Source organism: Actinokineospora auranticolor (assembly GCF_041897805.1).
Classification (GTDB): domain Bacteria; phylum Actinomycetota; class Actinomycetes; order Mycobacteriales; family Pseudonocardiaceae; genus Actinokineospora; species Actinokineospora auranticolor.
Window position 1 is genome coordinate 6717036 of record NZ_CP154825.1, and the last position, 25533, is coordinate 6742568.

The 25533-nt window shown below is 71.7% G+C and carries 19 protein-coding genes and 1 pseudogene; 13 read left to right on the plus strand and 7 right to left on the minus strand.

All coding sequences use genetic code 11. From position 1 onward, the window contains the following. Positions 1-15: 15 nt before the first annotated feature. Positions 16-963, plus strand: a pseudogene (locus tag V5P93_RS29270) (sugar MFS transporter); the annotation flags it as partial. A 135-nt stretch (positions 964-1098) separates the two neighbouring features. On the opposite strand, the gene V5P93_RS29275 reads toward V5P93_RS29270, so the two are convergent. Beyond that, a complete protein-coding gene (locus V5P93_RS29275) occupies positions 1099-3747 on the minus strand; it encodes a SpoIIE family protein phosphatase (RefSeq protein WP_104481173.1) in 2649 nt (882 codons plus the stop codon). A 45-nt stretch (positions 3748-3792) separates the two neighbouring features. Beyond that, a complete protein-coding gene (locus V5P93_RS29280; RefSeq protein WP_104481172.1) occupies positions 3793-4554 on the minus strand; it encodes a methyltransferase domain-containing protein in 762 nt (253 codons plus the stop codon). 103 nt (positions 4555-4657) lie between these two features. Here V5P93_RS29280 and V5P93_RS29285 point away from each other — a divergent pair, with 103 nt between their 5' ends. The 7 genes from V5P93_RS29285 to V5P93_RS29315 all read left to right on the plus strand — a co-directional run bounded on the left by V5P93_RS29285 (position 4658) and on the right by V5P93_RS29315 (position 11196). Continuing rightward, complete coding sequence (locus tag V5P93_RS29285) at positions 4658-5152, plus strand: hypothetical protein (RefSeq protein WP_104481171.1); 495 nt, start codon at positions 4658-4660, stop codon at positions 5150-5152. 84 nt (positions 5153-5236) lie between these two features. After that, the gene (locus tag V5P93_RS29290) at positions 5237-6004 is read left to right on the plus strand and encodes a MoaF C-terminal domain-containing protein (RefSeq protein ID WP_104481170.1); all 768 of its coding nucleotides are present in this window, start codon (positions 5237-5239) and stop codon (positions 6002-6004) included. 31 nt (positions 6005-6035) lie between these two features. Beyond that, positions 6036-6422: a nuclear transport factor 2 family protein gene (locus V5P93_RS29295; protein ID WP_104481169.1), complete on the plus strand. Its 387-nt coding sequence runs from the start codon at positions 6036-6038 to the stop codon at positions 6420-6422. A gap of 279 nt (positions 6423-6701) precedes the next feature. Continuing rightward, positions 6702-7895 carry an ABC transporter substrate-binding protein gene (locus tag V5P93_RS29300; RefSeq protein ID WP_104481168.1) on the plus strand — a complete coding sequence of 398 codons (1194 nt, stop codon included), beginning with the start codon at positions 6702-6704 and terminating at the stop codon, positions 7893-7895. Between the two features lie 43 nt (positions 7896-7938). Then, positions 7939-8799 carry a branched-chain amino acid ABC transporter permease gene (locus V5P93_RS29305; RefSeq protein ID WP_104481167.1) on the plus strand — a complete coding sequence of 287 codons (861 nt, stop codon included), beginning with the start codon at positions 7939-7941 and terminating at the stop codon, positions 8797-8799. After that, positions 8786-10507, plus strand: coding sequence for an ATP-binding cassette domain-containing protein (locus V5P93_RS29310; protein WP_104481166.1), 1722 nt, complete (start codon positions 8786-8788; stop codon positions 10505-10507). The genes V5P93_RS29305 and V5P93_RS29310 overlap by 14 nt, the downstream gene beginning before the upstream one ends. Beyond that, the gene (locus V5P93_RS29315; RefSeq protein WP_104481165.1) at positions 10504-11196 is read left to right on the plus strand and encodes an ABC transporter ATP-binding protein; all 693 of its coding nucleotides are present in this window, start codon (positions 10504-10506) and stop codon (positions 11194-11196) included. The genes V5P93_RS29310 and V5P93_RS29315 overlap by 4 nt, the downstream gene beginning before the upstream one ends. Before the next feature lie 63 nt (positions 11197-11259). Here the strand turns inward: V5P93_RS29315 and V5P93_RS29320 are convergent, their stop codons facing one another. Continuing rightward, positions 11260-11970, minus strand: coding sequence for an SDR family NAD(P)-dependent oxidoreductase (locus V5P93_RS29320; protein ID WP_104481164.1), 711 nt, complete (start codon positions 11968-11970; stop codon positions 11260-11262). Between the two features lie 143 nt (positions 11971-12113). Between V5P93_RS29320 and V5P93_RS29325 the strand changes: the two genes are divergently transcribed. Then, positions 12114-12902 (plus strand): molybdenum cofactor biosynthesis F family protein, encoded by a 789-nt coding sequence (locus V5P93_RS29325; RefSeq protein ID WP_104481163.1) that lies wholly within the window; start codon positions 12114-12116, stop codon positions 12900-12902. Positions 12903-13195: 293 nt separating this feature from the next. Here V5P93_RS29325 and V5P93_RS29330 read toward each other — a convergent pair whose 3' ends face one another. The 3 genes from V5P93_RS29330 to V5P93_RS29340 form a co-directional block, all read right to left on the minus strand. After that, positions 13196-14644 carry a GMC family oxidoreductase gene (locus tag V5P93_RS29330; protein ID WP_104481162.1) on the minus strand — a complete coding sequence of 483 codons (1449 nt, stop codon included), beginning with the start codon at positions 14642-14644 and terminating at the stop codon, positions 13196-13198. A gap of 1953 nt (positions 14645-16597) precedes the next feature. Further along, the gene (locus V5P93_RS29335) at positions 16598-17482 is read right to left on the minus strand and encodes a GNAT family N-acetyltransferase (RefSeq protein ID WP_104481161.1); all 885 of its coding nucleotides are present in this window, start codon (positions 17480-17482) and stop codon (positions 16598-16600) included. A 2-nt stretch (positions 17483-17484) separates the two neighbouring features. Next, entirely contained in the window at positions 17485-17871 is a 387-nt protein-coding gene (locus V5P93_RS29340) for a YchJ family protein (RefSeq protein ID WP_104481160.1), read from the minus strand. 160 nt (positions 17872-18031) lie between these two features. On the opposite strand from V5P93_RS29340, the gene V5P93_RS29345 reads away from it, so the two are divergent. Next, positions 18032-19597 (plus strand): alpha/beta hydrolase, encoded by a 1566-nt coding sequence (locus tag V5P93_RS29345; protein ID WP_104481159.1) that lies wholly within the window; start codon positions 18032-18034, stop codon positions 19595-19597. Positions 19598-19675: 78 nt separating this feature from the next. Here the strand turns inward: V5P93_RS29345 and V5P93_RS29350 are convergent, their stop codons facing one another. Further along, positions 19676-21100 (minus strand): peptide ligase PGM1-related protein, encoded by a 1425-nt coding sequence (locus tag V5P93_RS29350; protein WP_245931512.1) that lies wholly within the window; start codon positions 21098-21100, stop codon positions 19676-19678. A gap of 377 nt (positions 21101-21477) precedes the next feature. Between V5P93_RS29350 and V5P93_RS29355 the strand changes: the two genes are divergently transcribed. The 3 genes from V5P93_RS29355 (at position 21478) to V5P93_RS29365 (ending at position 25518) form a co-directional block, all read left to right on the plus strand. Beyond that, on the plus strand, positions 21478-22602 hold the full coding sequence (locus V5P93_RS29355) for an FkbM family methyltransferase (protein WP_181043684.1): 1125 nt from the start codon (positions 21478-21480) through the stop codon (positions 22600-22602). Positions 22603-22768: 166 nt separating this feature from the next. After that, complete coding sequence (locus V5P93_RS29360) at positions 22769-24067, plus strand: hypothetical protein (protein WP_146108201.1); 1299 nt, start codon at positions 22769-22771, stop codon at positions 24065-24067. Between the two features lie 206 nt (positions 24068-24273). Then, positions 24274-25518 (plus strand): ABC transporter substrate-binding protein, encoded by a 1245-nt coding sequence (locus tag V5P93_RS29365; protein WP_104481155.1) that lies wholly within the window; start codon positions 24274-24276, stop codon positions 25516-25518. The last annotated feature ends 15 nt before the right edge of the window (positions 25519-25533 follow it).

Genomic DNA, 25533 nt, shown 5'->3' on the forward strand with positions numbered 1-25533 from the left:
AGGAAGGAGGCCGGGGTGCGTCGACTGGCCGCGTTCGGGGCGTTCCTCGCCTTCGGCGCCGTGGTGGCCGGGTTGGGCGCGGCGCTGCCGTTCCTGCGCGACCACTACGACCTCGGCCCGACCGGCGGCGGCGCGGTGGTCAGCGTGTTCAGCCTGGGCGCGCTCGTGGCCATCGCGGGGTGCGGTATCGCCGACCGCCTGCTGCCGCCGCGCGCGACCATGTCCGGGCTGCTGGCCGCCTTCGTCCTCGGCCTGACCGCGGCGGGTCTCGCGCCGTCCTGGCCGCTGCTGCTCGTCGCGGTGGCGCTCACCGGCATCGGCTACGGCGGTCTCGCCGTGCACCTCAACGCCGCGTTCGCCCGCGGTGACCGGGGCCTGCTGATGATCAACCTGCTCAACGCCACGTTCGGCGCCGGTGCCGTGCTGGGGCCGGTCGTCGTCGCCGTAGTGGCCCGGTTCGACGTGCGGTGGTTCTTCCTGATCGTCGCCCTCTTGGCCGCACTTTGCTACCCCGTGGTGCGTTGCGATGTGGCACAAGAGACGGACGACAGCGCTACCGGCGTCCGCACCACATTGCTGGCCGCATTGCCGTTCGCGTTGATCGCGTTCCTCTACGCGGGCGTGGAGACGACCATCGGCGCCTGGGAAAGCACCTACCTGACGTGGACGGGCATCCCCGCCGAGTCCGCCGCCGGGCTGACCGCGCTGTTCTGGGCCGGGCTCGCGGTCGGCCGGGTCATCATCCCGTTCCTGGCCCGCAGACCGGCGGTGATCGTCCTGACCGGCTTCGCCGTCGCGGCCGCCGGTCTGGGGCTCGCCGCCGTGCCGGGGCTGGCCGTGGCCGGGCACGCGGTCGCCGGGCTCGGTCTCGCCCCGGTCATCCCCACGGTGCTGGCCTGGCTGGTCACCCGCACCAGCCGCGCCCGGCTGGCCACATCGGCGGTGATCCTGTGCTCGATGCTGGGCGGCGCCGTGCACCCCTCGGTCATCGGCGCGCTGGCGAACGCCGAAGCGCCCGCGGGCATCCCGCTGTCCATCGGCACCTACGCGGTCCTCGGGCTGCTCGCGACGGTGTGGGCCGCGAGGACGTCCCGCGGCTCAGCCCACGCGGATGTCGAGGACCTCGCCGATCCCGGACAGCGCGAGGATGCGCTCGGGAGCCCCACCGGCGGTCACGGTGACCACCAGCCGGGAGCCGGTCAGCGCGGACGCGGTGTCCAGTAGCAGCGCGACCCCGGAACTGCTCAGGTAGTCCACCGCGGTCAGGTCGACCGCGATCTCCCCCCGCGCGGCCTGGCCGAGCAGGGTCTCGCGCAGCGCGGCGGCGCCCGCGAGGTCGAGCGCGCCCGCGAGCCGGATGGTGCGGGCGGGCACCGGGTGCTCGACGTGGTCAGCTGCGGGGAATCCGGGGCGGGGTCCGGCCGTACCCGCGATGCGGAACTCGACCGTGGTGCCGTCGTCGGTCTGGTCGTAGGCCACCGAGTCCGCGAGCGCGCGGATCAACCCGAGCCCGCGGCCCCGGTGCCCGGTGACCTCGGGTTCGGGGCGCCACCGGCCGCGGTCGCGGACCCGGACCTCGACCGCGCCCTCGCCGGTGTGCGCGAGGTCGACGTCGAAGTCCCCGCCGCCGTCGGGGTAGGCGTGTTCGACGGCGTTCGCGGCGGCCTCGCCGAGGGCGAGGTGCAGGTCGTTGCGCAGCTCCTGCGAAAGCCCGGCCGCGACCGCCCAGGAGTCGACCGACACGCGCAATGCGGGAAGCTCGGCGGGGTTGGCCGGTAGTCCCTGGTAGGTCAGCGGCGGCGGGATGTAGCGCGCTACTACTACGGCGACATCATCGCCGTGACCGCCGTCGAGCATGGTGTCGGTGATGAGCGCGGTCAACGCGTCCGGACCTAACCCGGCCACGGTCCGCACTACCTCGGCAAGGCGAGCGAACCCGACGTCGATGACACTGCCCGGTCGTTCCACCAGTCCGTCGGTGTACAGCACGGCGGACGTTCCCGGCACAAGGACCTCGGTGTTGTCCCTGTAGGGCGCCCGACCTGGCACACCGAGGACTGCACCGGAAGTGCCGAAGAGGTAGCGCGGGCCATGGGGTTCCACCAGCAGCGGCGGCGGGTGCCCGGCCAGCGCCCACCGCAGGATGCCGGTGCTCCAGTCGAAGGTGAGGCAGGCGCAGGTGCTGCCGATCGCGCCGTTGGTGCGGGAGGCGAACGCGTCGAGGCGCTCCAGCGCGGCGGCCGGGGTGTGGCCGTCGAGCAGGTACCCGGCGAGGGCGCTGCGCAGCTGACCCATGATCGCCGCCGCCGTCGGCCCCTTCCCGACGACGTCGCCGACCGACAGCGCGACGACGGTGTCGGTGAGCGGCAGCACCTCGTACCAGTCGCCCCCGGCCTGGCTGTAGCGCGCGGCGGGCAGGTAGCGGGCGGCGGTGGCCAGCCGCGCGAGCCGGGGCAGCTCGCGCGGCAGCAGGCTGCGCTGCAGCGCCGCCGCGATCTCGTGCTCGCGCTGCAGGACCAGCTCGCGCTCCGCCTCGGCCCGCTGACGCGCCGTGACGTCCCGGCCGATGGCCTGCAACCCGGTCGGCGTCGCCTGGATGCTCAGCTCCAACGAGACCACGGCCCCGTCGGCCCGCCGGATGTCCCAGACCTCGGTGACCACGTGACCCGCGGCCAGCTTCGACACCATGGACGCGAGCCTGTCCGCGTCGTTGGGGGAGATGAACTCGTGGACGGTCCTACCGAGCAGCTCTTCGCGCGTGTATCCGAAGAGGGCGCACCCGGCGGCGTTGGCCTCGACGTAGCGCAGTTGGTCGTCGACGATCCAGATGCCGTCCGTGGCGCGTTCGAACAAGAGGCGGTAGCGGCGTTCGCTGTCCCGGAGAGCCCTACCGGAGTGCGCGCGCTGGAGGGACTCCCATAGACGTCCCGCGACGATCACGACGGTATCGACCTCGTCTTGCGTCCACTGGCGCACCGTGGCCTGGTGGACGGCCATCGCCGCGACGAACCGTCCCGACTTGAGCAGCGGTACGCAGACCACCGCGCGGATGCCCGTGGTCTCGTAGGCGCACGGGTCCGCCAACCGCGGGTCGGTGAGGCTGTCCGCGACCACCCACGGCGCACCCGCCCGCATGGCCGCCACCGCGCCCGCCCCGAACGCCGACATCGCGAACCGACCGGGCAACGACGGCAGGCCGGACGCGTAGTCGCCGCTCATCACGAAGTGGTCCTCATCGGCCTCGGCGCGCGCGTAGGCACACCGGTCGGCCCCGAGGTGCTCACCGAGCCTGCGCGTGGCCACCGCCATGATCTCCTCGGCGTCCTCCAGCGACTGCAGCTCGCGTTCGAGGGCGACCAGGAACCGCTCGCGTTCCTCGGCGGCGCGCCGGGCGGTGACGTCGATGGAGACGCCGCGCAGCCTGCGCGGCGCGCCGTCGTCATCGCGCACCACGTGCACCACGTCGTGCAGCCAGCGCACCCGGCCGTCGGCGGTGACCACCCGGAAGTCCAGCTCGTAGTCCTCGGCGGCGGCGCGCGCCCGCAGGCAGGCGGCGCGGTCGTCGGGGTGCACGACCGCCACCCAGAAGCCCGGTTCGGCCAGCCACCGCGCGGCGGGGTGGCCCAGCAGCGCCTCGGCCTGCTCGGACACGCTGGTGACGCGGCCGGTGACCGCGTCGGCCTCCCACAGGATGAGCGGGAGGCCGTCCAACAGGCGCGCCTGCTCGTCGGGGGAGGTGGTGCTCATGCCGCCAGAGCCTTCCCGGTCGGGCGGGAGGGCACAACCGGGGACTCAGGCGCGCACGCGCAGCACGAACAGGGTCATGACGGCCAGGAACGGCCCGGTCCGCAACTCCGCCAGCCAGTCCCCCGCCCGCTCCGGTGCGAGGGCGGCCGCGGCGACCGCGCGGGCGGTGAGGCGGGTGAGACCGAGGACGAGGTCGGCCTCCTCCAGGTCGTCGAACATCGGCGCGGTGGCGGTGACCTCCTCCACGGTCAGCCCGGCGGCCCGGGCCAGCCGGGGCAGCCGCCTGCCCACGTCGGGGTGGGTGATCGCGTTGGCGCAGGCGTGGTCGATCACGGTCCGCACGGTCCGCCAGTCACCGGGGTCGACGGTGAGGGTGGTGTAGTCGGGCTGGGCCAGCACCGCGACGGCGCCCGGCCGCAGCACCCGCCGGACCTCCGCAAGCGCCCGCGCGGGGTCGGTGACCTGGTGCAGGACACGGTCTACCCGGGCCCGGTCCACCGAGCCGTCGGCGACCGGGAGGGCGAGCGCGTCCCCCTTGCGGACGTCGACGCCCAGGCAGGCCGGGTGCCGCCGCCGGGCCTCGGCGACCATCGCCGGGTCCCGGTCCACCCCGATGACCGAGCCCGCGGGCGTCACCCGCTCGGCGACGGCGGCCAGATCGGTCCCGGGCCCGCACCCGATGTCGAGCGCGGTCTCCCCCGGGCCGGGGTCGAGCAGGTCGAGCAGGTGGCGCTTGTAGGCGCGGCCCACGGAACTGGCCGCGGTGCGGTCGAGGTAGTCGACAGGGTCCGGGCTAAGAGTGCTCACGCACCCACTCCACCAGCGGTCCGTGTTCCGGTCGTGGGGATCTTGTGTCGATATCGGGGAGAAATCCGGTTCGCGGCGTCGGAGGAGGAGAAAGACTACCCACGTGACCTACATCCTGGAAGCCGTTATCGGCCCGGAGCACGTCGTGCGCGCGGTGGCGGACGAGGTGCCCTGCGGGGTCGTAGTGGCCCTCGGACAGAACCTCTTCCTGCTTCCCGCCACCGAGGAGTTCCTCGCGGCGGTGGCGGACCCCGACGCGCCCGCCCTCGACGGCTTCCGGCAGGCCCCTGGCGGCTTCGGCGCGCGGCTGGCCGCCTGGTCGGCGCGCGGCCCGCTGGCCTACGTCGAGGCGGACTACTTCGGCGGTTCCGGCGAGCAATACGCGGCCGTCTGGGCGGGCGGCGAGGTCACCCTGGGCCCGGTGCTGAAGCCGGAGCGCGCCCCGCTGCCCGCCGCGGGCTCCCCCATCTCCCAGGCGCTGCGCGCCTTGGGCGCCGTGGTCACCGACCCGGCGGTCGACGAGTTCGACGCCGTGGGCCTGGGCAGGCACCGGCGCACCGAGTCGTGGCTGCCCGGTCAGTCCCCCGAGGACAGTTGACCCGCAGCGACCACCTGTTGCCTCCCAGCGCTCGGCCCCGGCCCCCGGCTGGCCGACCCGGCGGCGGACTCGCACGATGAGCGCATGTCGACTCCCCCCGAGGACGAGTGGCGCACCTACGACGAGTTCGCCGCGGGTATCGCCACCTACCGCCTGCCCAACGCCGACCTGACCGGCCGGGAGCTCGTCGTCGCCCTCGACGACGGGCCGATGCTGCAGCTGCGGTTCGAGGACGCCACGCACGTCACGGTGAACGGTGTCCGCGACCCGTACGACGCGGTCGCCGTGCGTGACGACGTCTACTTCGTCAACCTCCCGCTGACCAGCGTCGAGCGCGAGGCGCTCACCCTGGTGTTCTCCACGACGACCCACCGCGCGCTCGGCGTGCTGTCGGTCATCGGCGCGGAGAGCGTCGAGGGCACGCCGCAGGTCGCGCAGACGTTCTGGACGGGCACCACCAACGGCGGCGAGGCCACCGGCGAGGTCCCCGGCCCCTCCCGCGACCTCATCGGTCGGCGCAACCTCTACCGCTACAGCCCCAACCACCTCTACGAGCACATGTACGTGTCCTCGCAGCGGTACGCGTGGCAGTGCCTCGAGGGCGTGCAGCGCGGGCACGGAGACATGGACCTGTCGACGGTGTGGAAGTTCGACGAGGGCCTCTACCTGTTCTGCTTCCGCGAGTTCCGCATCGCGGTGGCCAGCGTCTGGCTGCACGACTTCGGTCTCGCCCTGCGCACGACCGGGATCTTCCTCGGCCTCAACGGCGAGGGCAACTCCGAGCACTCGACCGCCGGTGGGCACGTCTACCCGCTCGGCTCGGTGACCTACCCCGATGTCCAGCCGGTCTGACCGGCTCGCACAACCAGCTTAGGAGACTGCATTGTCTACTGTGGACGTCGTCGCCGCGCACTACGCGGCCAGCGACCGCGGCGACCTCGACGGCATGCTCGCCCCGATCACGCCGACCACGACCTGGACCGAGGCGGCCGGGTTCCCGTACGCGGGCACCTACACCGGTCCCGACGAGGTGCGCGAGAACGTCTTCATGGCCATCGGCCGCGACTGGGACGGCTACACCTTCACCCTCGCCGAGCTGGTCGACGGCGGCCAGACCGTCGTGGGGCTGGGCAGCTACGCGGCCACGAACAAGGTGAGCGGTCGTTCGTTCACCGCGCGGGTGGCGCACGTGTGGAAGTTCGACGGCGAGACCTGCGTGAGCTTCGAGCAGATCGTGGACTCCGTGCCGGTTGTCGCGACAATCGACTAGTACGGGCTGAGTTTTCCTCAGCACAGGGCCGTTCCCGGGCATTTCGTGCCCGGGAACGGCCCTTTCGCGCGTCCGGGGAGCGGAGTACAGTCCCCGAACGCCACGTGTGGGGTGATCCACAAGTGATGCAGGTCGCACCCCGTGCCGGGCGAGACAACACGCGTGCCCGCAAAGTCAAGGCCGCGTGCCACACCCGCTCGTAGGGTCCCTTCCACCTCGAAGATCCCGCGTACTGCGAGCGTAAGCGACCGCAGCCGAAGAAACAGGACAGGGACCGCTATGAGAAAGATTCTGCGCAGCGCGGCGGTGGCCCTCGCGGTCACGCTCGTCGCCGCGGGTTGTGCCAACAGCGATGGCGGCAGTGGCAGCGGCGGCGGCAGTGGGCCGATCGTGGTCGGCTCGGTCAACGCGCTCAGCGGCGCGGCGACCTTCCCCGAGTCGTCGGCCGCGGCCAAGGCGGTCTTCGACGCCGCCAACGCCGCGGGTGGCGTGAACGGCAGGCAGATCCAGTACAAGGCGCTCGACGACAAGGGCGACCCGGCCGCCGCGGCCGCTGCGGCCCGCGAGGTCGTCGGCGCGGACAGCGCCGTGGCGCTGGTCGGTTCCTCGAGCCTGATCGAGTGCGAGATCAACAACAAGTACTACGAGCAGCAGAAGATCCTGTCGATCTCCGGCATCGGCGTGGACCCGGCCTGCTTCAACAGCCCCAACATCTCCCCGGCCAACGTCGGTCCGTACCACGACATGACGCTGACCCTGCTCTACGGCTCCGAGGTGCTCAAGCTCGACGACATCTGCGCGCTGCTGGAGATCGCGGGCAACACGCTGCCCTCGTACCAGGCCGCGATCGACGAGTGGACCAAGATCACCGGCAAGAAGCTCAAGTACATGGACGCCACCGTCCCCTACGGCGGCTCGGACTACACGTCCTACATCGTCAAGGCGCGGTCGGCGGGCTGCAAGGCCATCACCGTCAACCCGGTCGAGCCGGACTCCATCGGCCAGCTCAAGGCCGCCGCGGCGCAGGGCTGGGACGACGTCACCTGGCTGCTGCTGACCTCGGTCTACAGCGAGAACTACGCCAAGGCCATCACGAACGCGGGCAAGGGCGTCTACGTCCCGGCCGAGTTCTACCCGTTCACCGACGCCAACGCGTCGCAGAACAAGGAGTGGCGGGAGCTGATGACCAAGAACAACATCCCGCTGACCTCGTTCAGCCAGGGCGGTTACCTCGCGGCGAAGTACTTCCTGCAGGTCATCAAGGGCATCAAGGGCGACATCAACCGCGAGTCGGTGACCAAGGCCCTGCAGGAGATGCAGCCCATCACCGATCCGATGGTCGGCACGCCCTACGTCTTCGGTGCGGGCAAGACCCACCACGACAACACCGCGGGCTGGCCGATCAAGCTGACCACCGGCAGCAACAAGTGGGAACTGGCCGCCGACGACTGGCTGCGGATCCCGAAGAAGTAGTCCCCGGAGTAGGTCCCGTCTTCGCAGGCAAGGGGAAATCTCGATGCTGCAAGGAGCTTTGGCAGGCTTGGCCGCGGGTGGTTTGTACGCGGTGCTCGCCGTCTGCCTGACTCTCATGTCGCGACTGGTGCGAGTGGTGAACTTCAGCCAGTCCGCGACGGGGATGTTCGGCTGTTACGTCGCGGTCTGGCTGTCGATCCACGTGGGACTGCCCACGTGGGCGGCGACGGTGGTGGGCATCGTGCTCGGCACGGCGCTGAGCGCGTTGCTCGGGTGGATCATCTCCACCTGGCTGGCGGAGGCCGACATCGGCACCCGCTCAGCCGTCACCGTCGCCGTGCTCCTGCTGCTCATCTCGCTGTCGTTCATCCTGTTCGGCAACAAGCCGCAACCGTTCCACCCGGTGCTCGACGGCCCGGCGTTCACGGTCGGCGGTGTGGTGGTCAGCCAGGTCACCGTGGTCACGGTGGTGCTGTCGGTGCTGATCGCCGTCGGCTGCCGGACGCTGCTCACCAAGACCTCCTTCGGTCTGGAGCTGCGGGCGCTGTCCGAGCGGCCGACCACCGCGGAGCTGCTGGCCATCCCGGCCAAGCCGCTCGCGGTGGCGGTGTGGGCGGTGACCGGGCTGCTGAGCACCCTGGTGATCTCGATCGTGGCGCCGTCGCAGTCCAACGACGCCACCTCCCTGGCGATGCTGGTGGTGCCCGCCTCGGCGGCCGCCCTGCTCGGCGGGTTCCGCAGGCTCGACCTGGCCGTCATCGGCGGCCTCGTGCTCGGCATGGCGCAGGGTGCCGTGGCACAGGTGGACAGCCTGTCGGTCGTCCGCTACTTCCTGCCGTTCCTCGTCATCGTCGGGCTCTTGCTGTGGTCGCAGCGCAAGGAGGTGTGGGATGTCGCGCGGTGAAGCCGGGCCGCTGACCCGGTTCGGTATCCCGCTGGTCGTCGCGGGTGCGGCGATCCTCGTGGGGTACATGCTCAGCGTCGGGCTCGACGGGTACTTCGTGTACCTGGGGATGAGCGCCATCGTCGCCGGTATCGCGCTACTGGGGCTCGGTGTGGTCACCGGCTCCGCGGGCATGGTGTCGCTGTGCCAGCTCACTTTCGCGGCGGTCGGCGCGTGGGTGGTGTCCTGGCTCAACCGGATCGAGGCGCCCGGCGGGTTCCTGCTGTGGCTGCTCTGCGGCGGCGTCGCCGCCGGTCTGGTGGGCGTGCTGGTGGGTCTGCCCGCGCTGCGGTTGCGCGGGATCAACCTCGCGGTCGTCACGCTCGGCTTGGCCGCCGCCGCCGACCTGACCCTGGTGCAGATCCAGTTCCCGGGCACGGTCGACGGGATCTCGGTCGAGCGGCCGGACGCGTTCTCCGACGACCGCAACTACTTCCTGCTCGGCATCATCGTGCTGACCGCGTGCTGCCTGCTCGTGCACTTCCTGCGCCGTAGTAGGTGGGGCAGCGGGTGGCAGTCGGTGGCGTTCTCCGAGCGCGGTACCGCCGCAGCGGGCGCGAGCGTGCGCACGTCCAAGCTGAGCGCCTTCGCGGTCAGCGCGGCCCTCGGTGGCGTCGCGGGTGGCCTGCTGACCGGCCAGGTCGGGTTGGCGTTCCCGGCCAGCTTCACCGCGATGCAGTCGCTGGCGCTGTACGTGCTGGCGGTCATGTCCGGCGTGCACCTGATCGACATGGCGATCTTCGGCGCGATCCTGTGGGTCGCGGTGCCGGAGCTGCTCAAGCGCTGGGGCGTGCCGCAGGACTGGGGTTTCGTGGTCTTCGGTCTGCTCGGCACGCACGCGCTGGTCACGGGTGGCAACCTGGGCGTGGCGGTGCGCGAGTTGGTGCGCAAGCGGTCCAAGACGGCCGCGGGCGTGGAGCTGACCTCCGCCGTCGACGACGTCGAGGTGCTGCCGCCCGGTGAACCGGTGCTCGTGGTGCGGGACCTCAGCGTCAGCTTCGGCGAGGTCAAGGCACTGTCGCATGTGGACCTGGAAGTACCGTCCAACGGCGTTCTGGGTGTGATCGGCCCCAACGGCGCGGGCAAGTCGACGCTGGTGGACATCCTCACCGGATTCCTCCCGCAGGCCACCGGGTCCGTGGAGCTGGACGGGCGGTCGCTCAACGGCCAGTCGCCCACCAAGCGGGCGCGCGCCGGGTTGCGGCGCACGTTCCAGCAGGACCGCGTGCCGTCCGGGCTGACGGTCGGCTCGTACGTGCGGTTCGTGGCGCGGCGGCGGCTGACCTCCGCCGAGATCGACGAGGCGCTGGAGTTCTTCGGCTGCCCGCCCGCGCGGACCCCGCTGCGCAGCGTCGACGTGGGCGCGCGGCGGCTGGTCGAGGTCGTGGGGCACCTGCTGGCCAAGCCGAAGGTGCTGCTGCTCGACGAGCCCGCCGCCGGTCTGCCGCACGAGGAGCACGTGGCCTTCGGCGCCCGGCTGCGCCAGGTCCCGGCCCGCTTCGGCGTGTCGGTGCTGCTCATCGAGCACGACCTGGACCTGGTCCGCTCGGTGTGCGACCGGATCACGGTGCTGGACTTCGGCCAGGTGCTGGCCAGCGGCCCGCAGGCCGAGGTGCTGGCCAACCCCGCGGTCCTCAAGGCCTACATGGGCGAAACGGAGATGCTGTGAGCGGGCTGCGCGTACAGGACGTGACGGTCACCCGGGGCGCCGGTCCGGTGATCCGCGACGTCGCGTTCACCTTGGAACCCGGGCGCATCACGGCGCTGGTCGGGCCCAACGGCGCCGGTAAGACCAGCCTCCTGGAATCCATCTCCGGTGTCGTGCCCGCCGCCTCCGGGTCGGTCAGCATCGACGGGACCGACATCACCAAGCAGTCCCGCGTGGCGCGGGCGAAGCTGGGGTTGGCCCACATCGAGCAGGGTCGGGCCGTCTTCCCGGGTCTGACCGTGGTGGAGAACCTCAAGCTCACCGCGCGCACGTGGCCGCGGGTGGAGGAGGTGCTGGCGCTGTTCCCCGAGTTGGAGAAGCGGCGCAACTCCCCCACCGCGCTGCTCAGCGGTGGCGAGCAGCAGATGGTGGTGCTGGCGCGGGCTTTCGCGGCCCGGCCGCGGTACCTGCTGATCGACGAGATGTCGCTGGGCCTGGCGCCGGTGGTGTTCACGCGGCTGCTGCCGATGGTGACCCGCTTCGCCGAGGAGGGCGCCGCCATCCTGCTGGTGGAGCAGTTCACCCACCTGGCGCTCGGTGTCTCGCAGGACGCCCTGGTGGTGTCGTCGGGGCGGGTGACCTTCCAGGGCACCGCCAAGGAGTTGCTGGACGCGCCGGAAACCCTGCACTCGGCTTATCTGGGCGAATAGCCGCCGCACCTCGGCCCGTCACCCTGGTCAGAGGGTGGCGGGCCGAGCTGTGTCCGGGGTCCCCTACGCGGGGAAGCCCGAGCGGGCTGAGTAGCCGAAGTCGGCGAGCACGGCCTGGCCGTTGATGGCCCGGGAGCGCGCGGACGCGAGGAAGAGCACCTGCTGGGCCACCTCGTCGGCTGTCTGCACCGGAAAGTCCGCCTCGTCTATCGCGGCGTCACCGAGGTCGGCGCGGGCCATGGGGGTGTCCACAATGGAGGGGCAGACGCAGTTCACCCGCGCGCGGGTGAACTCGACCGCGAGCGCCTTGGTCAGGGAGACCACGGCGCCCTTGGAAGCGCAGTAGGGGACCATGCCCGGTGCGGACACGAAAGCCGAGTCGCTGGCCAAGAGCACATACGCGCCGCCATCTGCCATATGCGGATATGTGTGCTTGGCGAGCAAGAGCTGCCCGGTCACGTTTACCGCCAAGACGGCCGCGATGGCGTCGGCGGGCGTATCCACCAGAGGGGTTCCTACGGGGCCTGAAATGCCCGCACAGCCCACTACGACGTCCAGGCCACCCAAATGTCCTACCGCCTTCGTGACCGCGGTGGAGAGCTGGGAATCGTCGGTGACGTCCGCCCGGACGCCGAAAGCCCCTTTGGGACCCTGGGCGCGGTCGATCACCGCCACGTCCGCGCCCTCGTCGAGGAACGCCAGGGCGCAGGCCAGGCCGATCCCCGACGCACCCCCGGTGACCAGCACTTTCTTACCCGTCAGTTGCAACCGCATGCTGCCATCCTGGGGCTCGTGGTACGGGGCGGGTTGGCGTGCAACGCACCGTCTTTGACCGGTGCCGCACAACGGCCGGGCGGGCGTTCCGCCCGGCCCCCGAGAGGCCAAGACTGGCCGACAAGCGCATGGAAGGACTGCCGATGACCGAGACCACATCGACTCTTTCGGACACCTCGACCTGGCTGCCGCTCGACGGCCTCGCCCCGGGGTTCGACGCGAACAAGGCGCCGACCGTGGGGGACCTGCACGGGCGCGAGGTCGTCCTGGAGGGGCCGGACGGGCCGCTGCTGACCGCCAAGTTCAGCGGGACCCGCGTCGAGTGGGACGGCGGCGTCGACCAGTGCGAGACCTTCCTGGTGGACGAGGACCTGTACTACACCCAGTTCCACCCCTCGGCGCGGCCGAAGGACGCCGTGTCGCTGTTCCTGGACCTGCGCGCGGGCCGGGCCCTGCTGGTCACCACGACCATCAACGAGGCGGGCACGCCGCGGGTGACCCAGCGGTTCGAGACCGCCACGCTGCGGGGCTCCGACGTCTCCGGCGAGGCCGCCGCGCCGACCCGGGCGCTCATCGGCCGCCGGGCGATGTGGGTGTACAGCGAGGTGCACGCGTACGAGCACGTGTACCTGAGCCCGCACTGGTACACCTGGCAGTGCCTGGCCGGTCCGGAGAAGGGCCTGGCCGACACGGACGAGAACTCGGTGTGGCAGCTGCGCCCGGGCATCTACGTCTTCACCTGGCGCGAGAAGGTCATCGACTGCGCCTCGGTGACCGTCGCCGACCACCGCGACATCCACCGGCTCCGCTCGCACGGCGTGCTGTTCGGCCTGGACGAGGCGGGCACCGGCTCGACCCACTTCACCTTTGGCGCCTTCGGGCGGCTGCTGAGCAACACCGTGCACCCTGAGGAGTATGACCCGGCTCTGTAAGAGGGTCGAAAGAAGGCTCTTAGCCCTGCGGGGCTAAGAGCCTTCTTTGCATTTAGGTCATTTTCGCGACGTTATCCACGATCGGGTGTATTCCCTGAACAGGCCTGGTCCGAGCCGACAACCTGGATTTGTGCCCCGGAAATCCCCAACGGCACTCATCCGAAATCCGGACTCGCCCCATCGAATGCCAGGAGAACCACGATGTCGTCCCCGTTGTCCCCGTCGTTGCCCTTGTCGACCTTGTCACCCGTCCCGGTGCCGGGCGGCACTCGCGTACCGCCCGGCACCGGCGGTCACGCCAGGATGAAGTTCGCGGCCAGCTCGCCGATCAGCACCGCCGGGGCGTTGGTGTTGCCCGTCGGCACGGTGGGCATGATCGACGCGTCGGCGATCCGAAGACCGGTCAGCCCGTGGGCGAGCAGATCGGGCCCGACGACCGACTCGGCGTCCGTGCCCATCTTGCAGGTGCCGACCTGGTGGTGGTAGGTGATCGCGTTGCGCCGCACGTAGTCCTCGACGTCGGCACCGGGCTCCGGGTAGATCTCCCGGGCGCCCCACTCCTCGGCCAGCGCGGGCGCGGCGCCGAGGCGCCTGCACTGCTCCACCGACGCGACGAGGCTGGCGAAGTCGTCGGGGTGCTCCAGGGCGGCCAGGTCGATCAGCGGCTCGTCGCGCGGGTCGGCGCTGGTGACCCGCAGGCTGCCGCGGCTGCGCGGGGTCACGATGCCCGCCATGAGCGAGAAGCCGGTGGCCGGCCCGGACATCCCCGGCTGGTACATCGGCACGCTGAAGTGGATGGGCTGGGTGTCGGGCACGTCCAGGTCGGGGCGGCTGCGCCAGAACAGGTGCGTCTGGGTCACCGAGCGCCCGGCGCTCGGCGGCTCCACCTCCCGGCGGTCGGTGGCGTAGATGACCGGCGCCAGCAGGTGGTCGTGGAGGTTGCGGCCGACACCCGGGACGTCGGCGACGACCTCGATGCCCGCCGCGCGCAGCTCGTCGGCTGGGCCGATGCCGCTGCGCAGCAGGATGGCGGGTGAGGCCAGCGCACCCGCGGCGAGCACGACCTGGTCGGCGCGCAGTTCCTGGAGCTCACCGTCGATCTCGACGAGCACACCGACCGCGCGGGTGCCGTCGAGGAGCAGGCGGTGCACCAGGGCTCCGGTGTGGACGGTGAAGTTGTCGGCCCCCAGGATCGGCCTGCCGTAGGCGATCCAGGTGTTGACCCGCTGCCCGTCGCGGGCGGTGATCTGCTCGATCGAGATGCCGTCGAGGGACCCGGCGTTGTAGTCGGGGTTGAACTCGATGCCGATCTGCTCGGCCGCGTCCAGCATGGACTGCTGGATGGGGTGCAGGGGTTCGTTGGCGACAACCGGAAGGAGATCCTTCTCGATGCGTTCGTAGACCGGCAGCACGTCCTGCCAGGCCCACCCGGGCTGCCCCCACCCGTCATAGTCCTGCGCCGCCCCACGCACCCAGATCATCGCGTTGAGCGAGTGCGACCCGCCAAGCACCTTGCCACGCGGCAGGTGCAACCGCCGGTTCCCGGCGTGCGGCTGGGGGACGGTGTAGTGGTCCCAGTCCTCGGGGCCGTGCCACAGCTCCCCCGCGCGCGAGGGGTCGTGGATGGCCGGGTTGGTGTCGGGACCGCCCGCCTCCAGCAAGGTGACCCGCGCCCCCGCGTCCACCAGCCGACGCGCCACGACCGAGCCAGCCGAGCCCGCTCCGACCACGATGACGTCCATACGCCCTGCCTTCCCGTGTGCTTGGCCACAGCTTGACCCCACCACGGCCCATCGGCCTCCCCCACCGGCCGATTCCTTCACTGACCGACAACGACAGTGCCGCGCCGGTCAACCAACGGCACCCCAGCCCAGCACATCTCACCGAATCGAGGTCACCCCGGAACCCCACCACCCACCGAATCCGGCTCGCCCGGCTCAGCCCCCACCACGACCTCGTTACGCCATCCGCCAAATCCTCCACCGACTACGCACATTGCCCTTCACCACCCGTGCCCGGCCGACCCCACCGTCAGCCGCCCCGCCACCACACGACTCACACGTACTTGCCCCGCCAACGCACACCCACCAAGCCCGACCCACCCGCCCCAGCCCCACCACGACCTCGCTACGCCATCCCGCGCTCGTTCCCCCAGCCACTCAACCGAGGCATCCCCAACACCGACGAACGACCAGCACCCCAATCCCGCCCGCCCCTGCGCCCAGCCCGCTCACCCCACCCCGCGACACCTGCCCGAACCATCACCAGGCACCGCCCGCCAAGCCCAACACCCGACTACGCACGTCGCCCTTCACCAACCGTGCCCAACCGACCCCACCATCAGCCGCCCACCCACCACACGACTCACGCCTACTTGCCCCGCCAAGGCACACCCACCAAACCCGGCCCAGCCCCCACCACGACCTCGCTACGCCGTCGCGCCCTCGGTCCCCAGCCACTCAACAGAGGTATCTCCCAACACCGTTGAACGACCAATACCCAACCCCACCCGCCCCTGCGCCCAGCCCGCTCACCCCACCCCGCGACACCCGCCCGGACCACAACCAGGCACCGCCCGCCAAGCCCATCACCCGACTACGCACGTCGCCCTTCACCAACCGTGCCCGGCCGACCCCACCGACAGCCGCCCCACCCCAGCCCGTGTCCCGCCACACAACTCAGGCGTACTGACCCGCCAAAGCACAGCCACCAACCCGGCTCACCCCCACCGCCCACCGAATCCATCCCACCCGACCCAGCCCTCACCGCCACCTCGTTGCGCAGTCCCGCCTTCATGCCCACCCAGTCACTCAACCGAGGTATCCCAATGCCGACGAACGGCCAACGCCCAATCCCGCCAGGCACCACCCTCCAGGCCTTCACCCGACTGTGCACATCGCCCTTCACCAACCGTGCCCGGCCGACCTCACCGTCGACCGCCCAACCACCACACAACTCACGCGTACCTACCCCGCCAAAGCACAGCCACCAAACCCGGCCCACCCGACCCAGCCCCACCACAACCTCGCTACGCCGCCCCGCGCTCGTTTCCCCAGCTACTCAAAAGAGACATCCCCCCACACCGACGAACGACCAACGCCCCAACCCCACCCGCCCCTGCGACCAGCCCGCTCACCCCACCCCGCGACACCCATCCGAACCACCGCCAGACACCGCCCGCCAAACCCTTCACCCGACTACGCACGTCACTCTTCACCACCCGTGCCCGGCCAACTCCACTGTCGGGCCGCTCAACCCCAGCCAGTGCTTCTCGCCACACAACTCACGCTTACCAACCCCGCCAAAGCACACCCACCAAACCCGGCGCCTCACAGCTCCACGAACGCCAAGGACGAGGCGACCGTCAGAGTGGCTTGCCGCGCCAGATGGGCATGGCCGCCTTCGAGATCGCCAACCCGGCGACCGGCGACGCGCGCAACCACATGCCCGGGGCGGCCCCGGAACTCGCCACTCACGGGATCGAGGTCAGGCGGAGATGTCTTGCCCACGTCTCGCACCGGGGCACGAGCCCCAGCGGCTCAACGGCCAGCCCGCGATCGCCGCCGCGCACAGCCCCGCCCACGCCACGCCTGGCTGCGCTGAGACCTCGATGACGGCGAGTGGTTCGCCGACGTCCCGTCCTGCTGGACTCCGACCACGAGCACCTCGAAGTCGACTCCCCGGCCGCCGAAGTCCTACTTGGACCAAGCCATCACGATCGTGCGTTCGACGTCGAGGTAGCCGGCTCTGGTGAAGGCGGCGGCCATCGGGGTGTTGTCGAGGTCCGTGGCGGCTCGGATGCGCGGAACCCCCTGTGCCGCAAGGATCCGCGTCGCCTCCGCCAGGAGGTCGTTGATGTACCCGTTCCCCCGGTGCTCAGGAAGCACAGCCGGATACCCGATCACCGCGTTGTAATCATTGCGCCCCGGCGTGATGAACCCGACCGGCTCACCACCGGGCAACGTCGCCACCCGCCACCACGAGCGTGGGCTGTGGAAGCGGGCCAGTTCGTCGTCGAAGTGGCGGGTCGCCGCCGCGCGGGGCGGTAGGCGGGTCAGGTCGTCGAGGCTGTGGGCGTCCAGGGTGCCGTCCAGGGCCCTGGTCATCAGGTCCAGGATCTCCCCCGTGTCCCGCACCGACCGGAACACCAGGCGACCGCTGGACGGGGGCACCGGGGTACCGGGACGCCACTCGAACCGCACACGTTCCGCCAGCAACCAGGCCCCGGTCCGCTCCAGCGCCGCCACGCACCGGGTCGTCGCGGGGTCCGTTCGCCATTCGGCCGTGACGGTGCGGAGGTAGTGCGGCCGGGCCGGGGCCGCCGACGCCATGGCCGTGCGCAGCAGGTGCTCGCCGACCACCACGTCCTCGGTGTCGAAGATGTCCAGCAGGAACGGCGCGTCCTCCCCCGCGCGCCCCCACCAGCCGACCCTGGCCACCAGCCGGTCGTCCCGGAGGGCGACCCACAGCCGTTCCGGTCGGCGGCGGCCAGCCGCCAGGTCGTCCGCGACCTCGTCGTTGAGGACGTACGGCGGTCGGCAGAAGAGGGGGACCTCCTCGGGGCCGGTGATCGGGTGCACCGTCAGGAGACCTCCCCGGTCACGTAGAGCCACCGGCCGGACTCGCGGACGAACCGGCTCACCTCGTGGAGGGTGCCGGGGCGGCCCTCGTGGGTGTAGTGAGCGGTGAACTCCACCGTGCCCTTGGTGTGCAGGAAGCCGCCACCGGTGGTCGTGACGATCGTCAGGGACGTCCACCGCTGCGCCGGGTCCAGGGTGAGCGTCTCGGGGCGGGTGGTCGGGTGCCAGGTGCGCAGCAGGTAGTCGACATCGCCGAGGGCGAAGGCCGCGTACCGGGAGCGCATCAGGGCCTCCGCGGTGGGGGCCGGGGTGCCCGCGTGGGCGGGGCCGCAGCAGGCGTCGTAGGGGGTGGTTGTTCCGCACGGGCACTGGTTGGACACGGTGGGCATTTTCCACGATCGGCGGCCGGTGCCCAACTTGTCCACTATGGACGTGCGGCAATACCTCCACGGGATGATCTCAGGTGTAGCCCACGGTGTGAGTCGGTGGGCGGTCCTCCTTCGCGACAGTGGTGGCGCGCCCCGACGACCGGGGCGAGAAGGGGATGACATGGTGAGAAGAACCGTGGCCGCTGTCGCGGTGGCCGCGTTGGCGGCGGGGACCGTGCCCGGGGTCGCCGCCGCGGGGGACCGCCTGCCGAGGCTCGACTGGCGCCCCTGTCCGACCGACCGGGAACTGCTGTGCGCGGCCGTGCCGGTGCCGCTGGACCACGCCGACCCGCGCGGTCCGAAGATCACCCTGCGGGCGACCAAGCGCCCGGCGGACGACCCCCGGCACAAGATCGGCACGTTGTTCGTCGACAACGGCGGCCCCGGCGGGTCGGCCGCCGACTTCACGCTGGACGTCGCGAGCGCCTTCGGCGCCCGGGTGCGGGCCCGCTACGACATCGTCGGGGTGGACCCGAGGGGCATCGCGGGCGAGAAGAACTGCGTCACCGAGGGCTGCGGCAGCGCGCCGGTCAGGTGCGCGGCCCAGCCCGGCGACCCGGCCCCGCCCGCGACGCCCGAGGAGGCGTTCCCGGTCGGCGCCGAGCAGACCCGGGCCCGCCTGGCCTACGACGACCACGTCCGCGCGCTGTGCGCCGAGCGCGGCGACCCGATCCTCGCGCACATGTCCACCGCGGACACCGTGCGCGACCTGGAGCTGATGCGCCGCGCGGTCGGCGACGACAAGCTGAACTTCTACGGCGTGTCGTACGGCTCCTACATGGGCGCGACCTACGCGGCCATGTACCCGGACCGGGTCCGGTCGATCATCGTCGACGGCGTGCTCGACCCGGTGGCCTGGTCCACCGGCGAGGGCGCGGAGCGGGGGTACCTGTTCACCGGCCGGATCGGCTCGGGCGACGGCACCCGGGAGGCGATCACCAGCGCGCTGGCCGAGTGCGACCGCGCGGGCAAGGCCAAGTGCCCGGCGGCCGGGTCGGTCCGCGCCAAGTACGACGCGGTCATGGCGCGGCTCAAGCGGGGTCCGTTGGAGCTGCCGGCGGAGACGGTCACGTACCAGTCCGCGGTGCAGCTGCTGGCGGACCTGTCCAAGACGCGGGAGGCGTACCCGCGGATCATGGAGCTGGTGGACTACGTCTACCGGGCCATGCGCGCGGTGGAGAAGGGGACCCCGGTCCCGCCGCCACCGCCGTGGACGCAGGAGCAGCCGCCGTCCCCGACGGGCAGCGGCCCCACCACCGACCCGATCACCAACCTGCCCTACCTGGGTGTGGCGTGCTCGGACAGCGCGAACCCGCGCGACCGGGGCGCGGTCCAGCGCACCGCCGCGTGGGCCGAGCGCACCGCGCCCGGCTACGGCGCGCTCTGGACGTGGGACGGCTCCGCCTGCCGGGACTGGCCGATCACCAACCAGGCGGCCTTCCGCGGTCCCTGGCAGGTCTGGACCGCCGCGCCGATCCTCGTCGTGGGCAACACCCACGACCCGGCGACCCCGATCAGCGGGGCGAAGGCGCTCAACCGCCTGATGCCCAACTCGCGACTGCTGACCGTGGACACCTACGGTCACGGCGCCCTCGGCGAGCCGTGCGCCCTCCAGGCGTATGACCGCTACCTGATCGACCGCGCCCTCCCCACGGCCACCTGCAAGACCGGCCCGCTGTTCGGCTGACCCCGAACCCGGGGAGCCCCGGCCGCCCACCGGCGGCCGGGGCTTCCTCGATCCGTCGACGCGGAAGTCCCACTACGCTCACGCGCGTCCGATTTGGACTGGTATGGTCGACTTGGCACGGGCCCGGTTGTTGATGGCGGTCAACATCTTGCGGTACTTGACCTCAGCCGCCGTCGTCGTCTCGTCCACCACTACGATGCCAAAGCGGCCTATTTCCAGAGCACCGAGCATGTAGGCGACCGCGCCGGTGCGCGTTCCGGTGCGGTAGTGGAGTCCGTTGTCCACCAACGTGTCAATGACATCCGTCGGCGACAACACCTGGTACTCCGTGCGATACACCCGATCCGACGCGAAGTAGCACCGCTCGGCGCCTGCGGTGTCGTAGTACGCGGCGGTGGCTGGGTCGTACTCGCCCTCCACCAGCCCGTGCAACAGGAAATACGGTGCCGTACCCCCTCCCATCCGCAGGTTGATCTCCAACGCGTAGTGGCGCCACTGGTTCCCCGTGCGCGCGGACACGAAGTCCACGCTCGCGATGCCGACCACCCCTCGCGCCGCCAAGGCGTGGGCCACGCGTAGTGCCATGGTTTGGATCGGTAGGCGGTAGGCGGGATTGGACGGGAAGACGCAGCCCACGAAGATCTGCTTCGGGTCTCCTTCAAGCAGTTGGTCGTGCGTGGACACCACCCGGGCCGTGCCGTCCGGGGAGAGCATGACCTGGGCGGACGGGGACGTGATCTCGTCGGCTTGCACGAACCGCTCCACCACGCCGCCCATGGTGTCCAGCTTGGCGCTGTAGTTCTCCCAGGTGTCCGGTGGCGCCACGTACACCGCCCGCACCGGCAACTCCCGCCGCACCCAGTCCGCCAGCCCGGTAGGGGGCGCGCCCGCGTAGGAGAACAGCACGTTGCCGCCCGCGCCGAAACTCTCGTTGAGCTTGACGATCGCACCGCCGAGCGTGCTGTCGCGGGCGCGCAGCTCGGCCAGCGCCGCGACCACGTCGGCGGTGTCGCGCAAGCCGTCGAAGCCCTCCACCACCGGGACACCCGCCTCGGCGAACAGCCGCCGCGCGCCGGTTTTGCTGCCCAGGAACGAGTGGTCCGGATCGGGCGCGTACAGCGGTATGCCGATTGTCTCCGCCAGCGTGCGTTCCAGCGGAGATCCGTTGTACGCCACCAGGACCGCATCGCGGGGATCAGGGATGGCCGCGCGGACCCGGTCGAGCAGGTCCGGGCGGCGCAGCAGCTTCGCGGTGAGCGGGACGGGTTCGCGGCTGGCGCAGTCGAGCATCGTCAGGCGCCTGCGGGCGTGGCCGCGGGGCAGCGCGGGCACCAGGTCCAGCGCGTAGTCGACCACCTCGGGGGCGAAACCCGCGCTGGTCACGTAGGTTACCTCGGTGCCCGGGTCGCGCAGGCTCTGGAGCAGGAACAGCATCCGCTCCTCGTAGTGGTTCGCGCCGGGCAGCTTGGCCAATCCGGCGCTGTCGAGGGTCAGACTGGGCACCACGACCACGCTGCGTGGCGATCCGGCCCGTCGGAACGGATCCGGCACACCCCGGTGCCCCGGTCGGGTGGTCTGCGGGTCCCGTACTTGGTCCAGCATGGGTCCACGGCTCCTTTCGCACAGGCGATCCGCGAGCGCTCCCAAGACGTAGTGCGATCAGCGGTTGACGGAGAGCGACCCCCATTGCACCATGGCAGGACGCCGCCCGACCCCGTTCCGGCGGCCGCGGATCCAGCCGAACCCCGCTCCCCGCAAGGATTCCGCCGTGCCGGTCCCACGGTGGTCGAACCATGTCCCGGGGGCGGCGCGACGAACCGGAGGAGGCCCGTGCCGAGTCGAGACGCGCCGCCGCGGGTCGACCGCCCGGGAGCGGTCGCGTGAGCGAGGACCGGCGCCGCCCCGACGTGACCACAGTGGACACCCCGGCCGCGCTGCTCCGCGCGGTCCTGGCCCACCAGGCGGTGGCGACCGCGGTCGTCCGCGACCGCACGGCCTACGTGGTGCCCGACGAGTTCACCGCCCCGCTGCTGCACCACGCGGTCACCACCGACCTGCCCGACGGCCTGGCCTGGCACGAGCCGTCGACGGACCTGCTGGTGGCGGGCACCGACCGCGCCCGGACCAACGCGGCCTACCGGGAAGTGTGGGCGGACAACGCGTACCTGCGCCACGGCGTGGCGTTGCCGGACGACGCGGTGGTGGTGGACGTCGGCGCGGGCACGGGCCTGTTCACCCTCTTGGCCGCCGCGCACAGCCCCGGCGCCCACATCACCGCGGTGGAACCGGCACCGGCCGCAGTGCGGGCGATCGAGGTGAACGCCGAGCTGCACTCGGTGGATGTCACCGTGGTCGCCGCCGCCGTGGGCCGCGCCGGCGGGCCCGCGGTGCCGACGATCCCCGAGCTGGTCGCGGGCCGCCGGGTCGACCTGCTCAAGGTGGACGGCGCCGGGTGGGAGGTGTTCGGCGGCGTGGACGAGACCACCTGGTCGCTCATCGACCAGGTCGCGGTCGCCGTCGACGACGCGCGCGGCCAGCCCGCCGCCGCGCTGGAGCTGTTGCGGGGACGGGGTTTCACGGCGACCAGCGAGCGCGGCCCGGTGACCGGTTCCCGGCACGTCGTCTACGCGTGCAGACGCCCGCGCGCGCAGGCCCCGCGCGTACCGCCGCCGCTCTGGCCGACGGCGGGCTGCCTGGCCGAGGCGTTCGGGCTGCGGCGGGTCGAGCTGGTGCGCGACCTGGCGGACCTCCCGCCGGTCGGCCTGTGCGTGGTGACGGACGCGTCGGTGGTGCTCGCCGAGGTGTGGGCCGACCTCTTCGGCACCACCGCCGTCCGCCCCGACGCCGACTTCTTCGCGCTGGGCGGCGACTCGATGACCGCCGCCCGGCTGGCCACGCGGGTCCGCGCGCGGCTGGGCGTGGACGCGTTGGAGACCCGGACCGTGCTCACCACCCCGCGCTTCAGCGACCTGGCCGCCGCGGTCGAGGCCCGCGCCAAGTCCTGACCGCTCACCGGGAATCGATGGCAAGCAGTCGCTTTCCCTTGACCTGCGACGCCGACCACCCTCCTTGTGGTCGCTTGTCGGCGTGGACGCACCGCCGGTAACGGCGACCGGGGGTAGGCCGACTAGGGAATTGGACCGGGGGCCACCGGGTGGCGGAGCGTGGCGGATGTTTGAACGGCAAGAACGGGTGACGCGCCCGCACGACGGTCACCTCGGGGTCAAGCAGATCCACTTCGACTTCGGCGGCGGGGGACCCGTGCCGCGGGTGGGCACCCCGGACCTGCCGCCGCGGGAGGCGGCGCGGTGGGAGGCGAAGCTGCGCCGGTTCACCCGGCTGACCCCCATCCACCGGGGCGACTCCCGGCCGTGGGTGCCGGACCGGGCGTTCTCCTACGTCAAGTTCCACGACAACACCGCCGCGCTGCTGGCCCGGTTCCGGTCGTCCGAGTCGGGGCTCGACGCCGCGCACGCCGTGCTGGGCGACCCGGTGGACCTGGATCCGTTCGCCATGTACGTCGCGCACTGGAGCGGGTGGCCCGCCGACTCCGACCCGGACCCGGACGGCTTCCCGCCGGTGCGCGCGGACTCCTGGCGGCGCCTGCGCGAGGACTGGCGCGCGCGGGCCAGGGAGGAGGCGGAAGCCCGGTGGTCGACCACGGCGCGGAACCTGGTCGAGGCCGTGCTCACCCACCAGGCGTCGAGCTACACGCTCGTCCTCGACGACGACCCGCTCCCCGTGCTCACGGTGGTGCGGGAGGTGCTCGACCCGGTTCTCTCCACAATGGACCACAGGTTCGGGTGGACCTACTCGACCTACGACCACTCCGACACGATCCCGGGCGCGGACGCCGCGGGCAGCGGGTCGCCCAGGTTCTGGTGCCTGCGGCAGCCGCCGGACGCGGGCGTGACCACGCGCGTCCGGGTCACCGACCAGCCCCCGACGGGCGGCGACGCGGTCGCGTCGTTGGCGAGTTCGCTGGTGGCGGAGTACTTCCGCGCCCCGGATGACTACGCGCGGGCGACGAACGAGCGGCTCGTGGGCCTCAACACCCGTGACGAACGCGTCCTCGCGCTGCTCGACGGAGGCCGCAGGCGAGCGAGTACTCCGCCCCCGAGCGGACAACAGCGGCGGCAGCGCGCGAAACCGCCCGCGGTCGACACCCGCACGGGCCCTCGGGTGGCACGGTCCACCGAACCGGCGCGGACCGATCGAGACGACCCGCAGGACCGGGATTTGGCAGGCGCGGTTCTGTTGCTGCGCAAGAAGGTCGAACTGCTCGTGCGGCTCGTCGTCGCCTCGACGGCGCTGAGCCTGCTGACTGTCGTGCTGACCTTCCTGCTCCGGCCCGGCACGCCGCAGGTGACGCCGCCGCAGCCGGTCGTGGTGACCGAGACGATCACGGTTCCGCTGCGCCCGCCCGCGACCGACCAAGGCACCACCGAGGCGGTCCCGGCCACACGGTGATGGGGAGCGTTCCCGGCGACGAACACGAAACGGCTCGTCCACGGGTAAATCTCGACAGCCTTGACACCGCTGTGTAACCCACGACACACTTTTTCGGTACGTTGCGCCGAGAGCGTTCCCGGAATCCGCCGTCGAACCGAGGGGTTGTCGTGCGTCTTCTGTCCAGGAAAACCCTGTTCCACAAGGTTTTCTCGAAGGCTTTTCCCGTGGTGTCCGCGCTGGCGCTGCTGGCCGCGAGCGCGGCCTGCGGCACCGGCGAGGCCGCGGGCCGGGTCGAGCTGTCGATCTCGACCTTCACCGAGTTCGGCTACGAGGACCTGTTGGCGGAGTACGAGTCCACGCACCCGGGGGTGCGCGTCCGGCACGAGCGCACCGGGCAGGGCGGGCCGTACCACCAGCGGCTGTTCACCCGGCTGGGGGCCGGTTCCGGCGCGGCGGACGTGGTGGCCGTCGAGGAGGGCTACCTGGCCGACGCGCTGGCCCGGTCCGACCTGTTCCAGGACCTCGCCGAGATCGGTCCACCGGACGTGCGGCCGGACCGGTGGCTGGACTGGAAGTACGCGGCGGGGCGGGACAAGGCGGGCCGGGTGGTCGGCTACGGCACGGACGTCGGCCCGCTGGCGATGTGCTACCGGCGGGACCTGTTCGAGGCGGCCGGGCTGCCCGGCGACCCGGAGCGCGTCGCGCCGCTGTTCGCCACCTGGGAGTCGTACTTCGCCACCGGCGACGCGTTCGTGGCGCGCGCGGGCCGCGCGTGGTTCGACTCGGACTCGCAGATCTTCAACGCCATGCACAACCAGCTGCCCAGCGGCTACCTCACCACCGGCGACGCGCTGGCCATCGAGTCGGACCCAGCGATCCGGCGCAACTGGGACCTGGTGACGGCGGCGGGCGGGCGCGGCCAGTCGGCCCGGCTCACGGCGTTCTCGGCGGACTGGAACGCGGGTTTCGCCGCGGGCGCGTTCGCCACCAAGACGTGCCCGTCGTGGATGCTGGGCGTCATCAAGGCCCAGGCGGGCCCGGCCAACGCGGGCCGGTGGGCGGTGGCCGACGCGTTCCCCGGCGGCGGGGGCAACTGGGGCGGCTCGTACCTGGCCGTGCCGAAGCAGAGCGCCCACCCCCGGGAGGCCGCCGCGCTGGCCGCCTGGCTGACCGCGCCGGAGCAGCAGATCCGCGCGTTCGCCAAGACCGGCAACTTCCCCAGCCAGCGCGCGGCCCTCACGGCGCCGGAACTGCTGGGCACCACCGACCCCTACTTCGGCGGCGCGCACACCGGTGCCCTCTTCGCGGGCCGGGCGCAGAAGGTGGGCGAGCCGCAGTACAAGGGGCCGGGTGACGGCCGGATCCAGGAGAACGTCATCGCGCCCGCGCTGCGCGCGGTGGAGGAGGGCGCGAGCCCGGACGAGGGGTGGCGGCAGGCGGTGGAGGGCGCGAAGAAGATCACCCGATGAACACGCGCACCACCG